The sequence below is a fragment of the uncultured Gimesia sp. genome (genome assembly GCF_937919775.1).
In the GTDB taxonomy this organism is placed as follows: domain Bacteria; phylum Planctomycetota; class Planctomycetia; order Planctomycetales; family Planctomycetaceae; genus Gimesia.
Genome location: NZ_CALFPF010000096.1, coordinates 1 through 6,424, shown reverse-complemented (window position 1 = coordinate 6,424; position 6,424 = coordinate 1). Strand labels below are relative to the sequence as shown.

Genomic DNA, 6,424 nt, shown 5'->3' with positions numbered 1-6,424 from the left:
GTTAATGTGTTGGGAGCGGGTTCTTAGGAATTACAGTAGGTCATAAATCCACGGACGGCGGTCAGATAGGCTTCGGGTTCATCGTCGGCAATGGAATGGGAACTGTTGGCGAAGATTTTCAGGTGGGCGCGGGGAATTTTTTCTGCGATGAGTTCGGAATGATTTGGCGGACAGATCCAGTCGTGTGCGCCTCCCAGCACCAGGGTCGGGCAGGTGATTGAAGGTAACTGGTCGATGAAGTCGTACGTCTGTAGAAAACCGCGAAAGCCGGCGTTGAGCTGCTCGAAGTTGCGGATGCCACGCGGCCAGCTCTTGTCCAGCTTCCCGGCGTCGAACTTCGTCGAGTACATCGGCCCCATCGCTTTGTAATATTCGTAAACCTGCTGCTGCGACTGAAAGTTTCCCTCCCACAGCCACTGACAGACGCGCTGTTGTTCGGGGGTGCCACGTTCGCTGACAATGCGCTGGGCGTCTTCCAGAAAACGATAGCTGGGAGCCGTCGCGACGAGAATCAGATTTGCCACCCGCTCGGGATAACGAATCGCATAACCCTGCGCCACCATGCCGCCGTAGGAGGAACCGAGGACCGAAATGCGTTCCAGCCCCAGGTGGTCGCGCAGTCCGTCGACATCATCGATATTCTGGTCGAGCGTGTAAGTCGCAGGATCAGCGGGGGCACTGCGGCCGGAACCGCGATGATCTACATAAACCAGTTGCACCGTATCGCGCAGCGGCGCGGAATTCAGTTTAAAACTCGAGTGATCGCTGCCTGGCCCGCCATGCAGCAGAAACAGAACGGGACGCTCGACCATGCGATCAACCTCAGGGACCAGCCCCATGCCATCGACATCAAAATAAATCTCGGCTCCGTTGACTCTGGCTCGCATTATGTTTTTCCTGTGCTCTGAAGGCTCGATGTGGATCTGGCTGAATTCGTCTTATGGTTTTTGGCAGTCTGTCTGATACGACTACATTACCGCATCCTGCGGGAACGGTTCAAGGATCAGGTCGAATGTTAGAAATAATGTTGGTTTTGATTCGGGAAATGCAGTATGGTGAGTCTCACTTTACGGTAACTTCATTTTTAACGTGCAGTGAAATTTCAGAGAGAGGGGCGGGAATGAGTGACTCTGGCTCCAATGCGGGTGAATTAGTTTTGTTATGCGATGGTGGTACAAAGGAATTTCAAACGGAGTTGTCATCGTTAGAAGAGGGGAGTGAGAAATGGAGAGAATTTCTCTGGTCACAGTGCGACAGTGACAACAATCTCATCCAGGTAACCGCTTTTCATGAGATCAGAAAGAGTGGTGATCCTGCCTGGTTAAGCCCTCTATTCGAGCGATTGAAGACCGAATCGTTCCCAACAACCTTAGCTGCGATATTTTGTGCGATCGCCGGGCTGGGCGGGTTTCAGTCCAAAGAGGACTATACGCATTATTTTGAAGAGACTAATGATGACAGACGCGGTGCCGCGATGCAGATTATTTATTTCTTACCACGTGAAGAGGCAATCGAACTGCTCTTGAAAATCCTGAAACAGGATCCCGATTTCGAGTTGCGGAAAGTCGCTGCTGAAAGGCTCGCGTATTTACATTCCGACGCGGGACTACCACTTTTACTTGATGCCCTGAATGAGAAACAATTTTATAAACGTATCAACGCTGCCTGTGCACTCTCCCTGTTGAATAATGCGACGGGACTCAACATTTTACATCCGTTAATCGAAACACATTTAACTCTTTCAAAGCAGGATCGCACCAATTTAGTGTTTGCTCTGTCAGGACTGTTGATTGAAGTTGGGATTGAACCTCCTCCCTGTGACAGGCCAGAGGATTTACCAGTGGAATCTATCTTTAGAAAAGCAACTGACTGGATCGAAAATAGACCTGGATGGAATCAACATCCTTAGACTATATTTGAAAAAAGAGCAAAGGGTTCCTTCTCTCTCTTTCGAACATTCAATGACGTGACGTGCGTTTTGATCTGGTAGAAACGGGAACAAATCATGCAGCAACGCCAGTCAGCCCGGGCGATTCTTCTGAACGCGCTGGATCAGGTGCTTTTGATCCAGCATGCAGATTCGACTCCGGTTGATCCTGCGCGGCCTGATGTGCGCTGTTACTGGGCGACGCCCGGCGGGGGGATTGAAGCCGGTGAGCTCCCCCTCGATGCACTGCGGCGCGAGTTGCAGGAAGAACTGGGGCTGGCAAACGTCGTCATCGGCAGGCAGGTCGGCGTTCGGGAAGTACCGTTGAACCTGTCGGATGCAGGGCTGGTGCTCAGTCACGAAACGTACTTCGTGTGCCGTGTTGCTGATGCGCCGCAGCTCAATCAGGCCGGGATGTCGGACAGCGAACGTCAAACACTCAAAACGATCCGATGGTGGTCGCGCGAAGCACTGCACATCACGAACGCAATTCTGCGTCCCGGTGCGCTGCCGAATATCGTTGAGCACGCATTGCACGCCGATTCCGAACCGGTTTTCATACGCGACTGATCAAAAAAAATTGAGATGAGGCGAATCCCTTTTCTGTCCGCTCTTGGTACTCTGCTGTTGATCCAGCAAGACGTAAGGGTATTGATATGTTGAAGCAAACGCATGCAGAAACAATCGGCCTATGTTTTTTAACAATGCTAAAATTCTGACTTGCGAGACGAACAAACTCCCTTGTGTGAAATTTTTATATACTTTTGATTGAAAGGGTGTATTTTGGTGAATGAGTGTGTTGGTTGATACGCGATCACTTTCGTTGATTTCATTTTAGCAGGGGCCAATCATGAATAAACAGAAACGCGGATTTACACTGATTGAATTATTGGTCGTAATCGCGATCATCGCGATTTTGATTTCGTTGTTGTTACCGGCAGTCCAGCAGGCCCGCGAAGCAGCGCGACGGAGTTCGTGTAAGAACAATCTCAAACAGATTGGCTTAGCGCTGCACAATTATCACGAGACCTTTCGTTCGTTTCCTCCGGGCGGCGTCACACTCGGGGCCTGTTGCGGAACGAAAAGCGGGATCAACTGGGCCATTGCCATCCTGCCTTATCTCGATCAGGCACCGCTGTTTCAAAAGTATGATTCCAGCGCGTTTAATGAAGATCCCCCTAACGCGTTTGTTCGGGAACAAAACATGGTTGTCTACAATTGCCCGTCGGATAAGAACGCCGGGAAATTAATGCAGCCGGCGAGTGGACCGGGCAGCGGAGAGCAGTATCGCATGAGTTCCTATCGCGCCGTTTCTGGAAAAACGGATACGAGCGGCTGGATGGACAACGCCGACGGATCGGCTCTCCCGAGTAACTGGCGGGGGGTGTTGCACAGTATTGGAATGAATGGTTTCACGGTAGAGAAGTTCAATACGATTACCGATGGGACTACGAATACGATCATGGTGGCAGAGTATCATACGAAAACCGAGCCTCGCCGCGGGACGTTCTGGGCGTATACTTACACTTCTTACAGTCAGTCGTCCTTCACGGCCCAGCGTCGCACTTTGATTCCCGATTATAATCGTTGTGTGGCCATTGGAGGTACAGGGGGCAGTAACGCCTGCAAACGAGGCTGGGGCAGTATGCATGTCGGTGGAATGCAGGTTCTATTGGCGGATGGTTCAAGCCGCTTTCTGGGCGAAAACATTGATTTGACGCTCTTTCAAAGTCTGGCAACCCCTGAAGGAGAAGAAATCGTCGGGGAGTGGTGATCTCCTCCTTTCATCCGTTGGAATGTGACAGGTGAATTGAACGCTTATGATTCGAGTTTCCTGGAAGGAGTGTTTTCACAGATGAGCAACTTTCTGATTCCTCGATTGTTTCTGATGATCATCACATTGACAGGGCTCACGGGATGCGGATCGAGTGATGTAAAGCTGGCGTCTGTTGCCGGGACGGTGACGATGAACGGCGAACCGCTGCCGGGAGCCACCGTGCTGTTTCGTCCGCGCACGATAGAGGCGGACAGCGAGGCCAAAGGAGCGGCTGAGTCATTCGGCAAAACGGATGACAAGGGCCACTACGAACTTGCCGTAGTCATGACCGGCGACACAGGGGCGGTCGTCGGGCCGAATGATGTGATCATCACGCTCGACGTGTTCGAAGAAATTCTGCCGACTTATGACAAATCCGGAAAAGACCGCCGCGGCCCCAACCCGATTCCTGCGGAATACAATTCAAAAACGACACTGGAATTCGACGTCCCTCCGGCAGGAGCCGAGAACGCCGATTTCCAACTCGTCAATCCGGATTTCAAGGTTCCCGATAAGAATGCACATCCGGAAAAAGATGTGTGATGAGGCATTTCACACCGATTCTGATCCTGTCAGCTTACAGACCTGACAGGATCATGGTTTGCCCGCTTTTCTGTCCTCTAATCCGCTCAGCCAAACAATTCCATGATCGGTTTACCCGTGGTCAGCGTGCGTAAGATGCCGGTGGGGTCTTTGGGATCGTTGATCGGAATGTCGAGGGCATGGTAGATGGTCGCCGCCAGTTCTTCGGGGCGGACAGGGTTGTGCGTGGGATACTCGCCGTACTTGTTGGACTTGCCGTAGACTTGCCCCCCGGCAATGCCTGCGCCGGCGAGGATCGAGGAGAAACAGCGCGGCCAGTGCTGGCGTCCGGGTGGATCCTGCTTCAGAACATTAGGGGTGCGGCCGAACTCGCCTGTCACAACGACCAGCGTGTTGTCCAGCATGCCTTGCTCTTTGAGATCAGAGAGCAGAGCAGCCAGCGCCTGATCCAGACGAGGCAGGCAGAACCCCATACCGTAAGAGCCGTTGCCGAAGGCGTTGCCCATGCCCATGTTGCCGCCGTGCATGTCCCAACTGCTGCTGGGCGGGCCTTGCTTGTCGTGATCCGCCTGTCCGGTCCAGCCGTTGACGGTCACAAAACGGACGCCCGATTGCACCATCCGCCGGGCCAGCAGCAGATTCTGACCGAGGGGATGCATGCCATACCGCTGGCGAACTTTGTCTGGTTCCTCATTCATATTAAACGCCTTGCGGCCTTCGGCTCGCGTTAACGCTTCGTAGGTCTTCTCGCGCAGGTCCGACCAGTCCTTCACTGTCTGGTCTTTGTCCAGTCGGTTGGATTCCAGATTGCTCAGCACAGCCTTTCGCTTTTCGAATCGAGCCTCATCATAAGCGGCGTAAATCTCCGGCGGCTTGAAGTCGTTCATCGCCGGATGGTTATCCGCCGAGCCGACAAACACGGGCGCGTAAGCCGAGCCCAGATAACCGCCGATGCCGATGTTCGGCGCGCAAAAGACGGGTGGCCCCACGCATTTGATGAGCCACGCGTTGGAAACGAAATTGCGTTTGCTCGGTTTGTGTTTCGCCACATAGGAGCCGAGGTAGGGTTGTTCATTCACCATGCCCTGCTGCACACGTTTTTCCGATTGGCCGCTGAGCAGATTGTGCATCGCGTCGAAGTGATTGCTGATCGCCCCCGGATGCGACATCGAATTAATCAGCGTGAACTCGTCGGTCAGCTTGGCCAGCTCCGTGTGCATCTCGTTGATCCGCATGCCGGGAACCTTGGTGGCAATCGGCATATACGGCCCGCGATATTCCAGCGGTGCCTCCGGTTTCATGTCCCAGGTATCCAGGTGGCTCGGCCCGCCACACAGCAGAACGAAGATGCAGGACTTCTCGGCCCGGACCGCGTTGCCCGCCGCGTCGACCTTGTCACTCCCCAGCACCATACCCGGCATGCCGAGACTGAGTGTGCCCAGGCCGCTCGCGATGAGCGCCTGCCGACGGTTCATTTCAAGTTTGTTCATGTTTTCTCTCACCCTGTTTCGTATAAACCAAAATCGATGTGTGGATTATACCATTTTCTACAGAGTTGCAACACCATTTTCAGCGTTATCAGAGAGATCGCCATAATGGACTGAAAATTAGCTGATTTGAGTGTATTGGATAAAAAACAACGAACCGATCCTACATCATCGTAGGGGCGAGCCTATGTGCTCGCCCGCCTGGTGGCGATCAACTCTGTGATCCTGTGGACGGGACCAGTTGAAGCGTTCGAACGTTGGCACAAACACTACCCTGTCCCTGCGGGCGGCCACATAGGGCCGCACCCTACAGCAACACGGGTTGGAACGGTTTTTCTGAAATCGAACGAGCACCGTCGGACAGGCCGAGCTTTGGCTCACGGGGGTATGATCTGTCTTCAATGTGGGAGGCACTGTTGGCAATCCAACTGTGATCAAGGAAGCGAACCCGAAAAGCAAACTCGTATGAGTCTGGATAAATCCGGCTACATCATCGTAGGGGCGAGCCTATGTGCTCGCCCGCCTGGTGGTAATCAACTCTGTTATCCTGTGGACGGGACCAGTTGAAGCGTTCGAACGTTGGCACAAACACCACGCTGTCCCTGCGGGCGGCCACATAGGGCCGCACCCTACAGCAACACGGGTTGGAAC

At 53.3% G+C, this 6,424-nt stretch carries 6 protein-coding genes; 4 read left to right on the top strand and 2 right to left on the bottom strand.

The features are described from left to right. Positions 1-23: 23 nt before the first annotated feature. Positions 24-887 carry an alpha/beta fold hydrolase gene (locus Q0294_RS02545; protein ID WP_299460607.1) on the bottom strand — a complete coding sequence of 288 codons (864 nt, stop codon included), beginning with the start codon at positions 885-887 and terminating at the stop codon, positions 24-26. A gap of 125 nt (positions 888-1,012) precedes the next feature. On the opposite strand from Q0294_RS02545, the gene Q0294_RS02540 reads away from it, so the two are divergent. The 4 genes from Q0294_RS02540 to Q0294_RS02525 all read left to right on the top strand — a co-directional run bounded on the left by Q0294_RS02540 (position 1,013) and on the right by Q0294_RS02525 (position 4,286). Next, positions 1,013-1,909, top strand: coding sequence for a HEAT repeat domain-containing protein (locus tag Q0294_RS02540; protein WP_299460605.1), 897 nt, complete (start codon positions 1,013-1,015; stop codon positions 1,907-1,909). 96 nt (positions 1,910-2,005) lie between these two features. Beyond that, on the top strand, positions 2,006-2,497 hold the full coding sequence (locus tag Q0294_RS02535; RefSeq protein WP_299460603.1) for an NUDIX domain-containing protein: 492 nt from the start codon (positions 2,006-2,008) through the stop codon (positions 2,495-2,497). 280 nt (positions 2,498-2,777) lie between these two features. Next, positions 2,778-3,701: a DUF1559 domain-containing protein gene (locus Q0294_RS02530; RefSeq protein WP_299460601.1), complete on the top strand. Its 924-nt coding sequence runs from the start codon at positions 2,778-2,780 to the stop codon at positions 3,699-3,701. 81 nt (positions 3,702-3,782) lie between these two features. Next, positions 3,783-4,286 carry a hypothetical protein gene (locus tag Q0294_RS02525; protein ID WP_299460599.1) on the top strand — a complete coding sequence of 168 codons (504 nt, stop codon included), beginning with the start codon at positions 3,783-3,785 and terminating at the stop codon, positions 4,284-4,286. Between the two features lie 86 nt (positions 4,287-4,372). Here Q0294_RS02525 and Q0294_RS02520 read toward each other — a convergent pair whose 3' ends face one another. Next, positions 4,373-5,776: a DUF1501 domain-containing protein gene (locus Q0294_RS02520; protein WP_299460597.1), complete on the bottom strand. Its 1,404-nt coding sequence runs from the start codon at positions 5,774-5,776 to the stop codon at positions 4,373-4,375. Between the last annotated feature and the right edge of the window lie 648 nt (positions 5,777-6,424).

Bases quoted from the DNA above. Each gene is read 5' to 3' on its own strand.
- Q0294_RS02540 (WP_299460605.1), top strand. From the start codon at position 1,013: ATGTTAGAAATAATGTTGGTTTTGATTCGGGAAATGCAGTATGGTGAG.
- Q0294_RS02520 (WP_299460597.1), bottom strand. From the start codon at position 5,776: ATGAACAAACTTGAAATGAACCGTCGGCAGGCGCTCATCGCGAGCGGC.
- Q0294_RS02530 (WP_299460601.1), top strand. From the start codon at position 2,778: ATGAATAAACAGAAACGCGGATTTACACTGATTGAATTATTGGTCGTA.
- Q0294_RS02525 (WP_299460599.1), top strand. From the start codon at position 3,783: ATGAGCAACTTTCTGATTCCTCGATTGTTTCTGATGATCATCACATTG.
- Q0294_RS02545 (WP_299460607.1), bottom strand. From the start codon at position 887: ATGCGAGCCAGAGTCAACGGAGCCGAGATTTATTTTGATGTCGATGGC.
- Q0294_RS02535 (WP_299460603.1), top strand. From the start codon at position 2,006: ATGCAGCAACGCCAGTCAGCCCGGGCGATTCTTCTGAACGCGCTGGAT.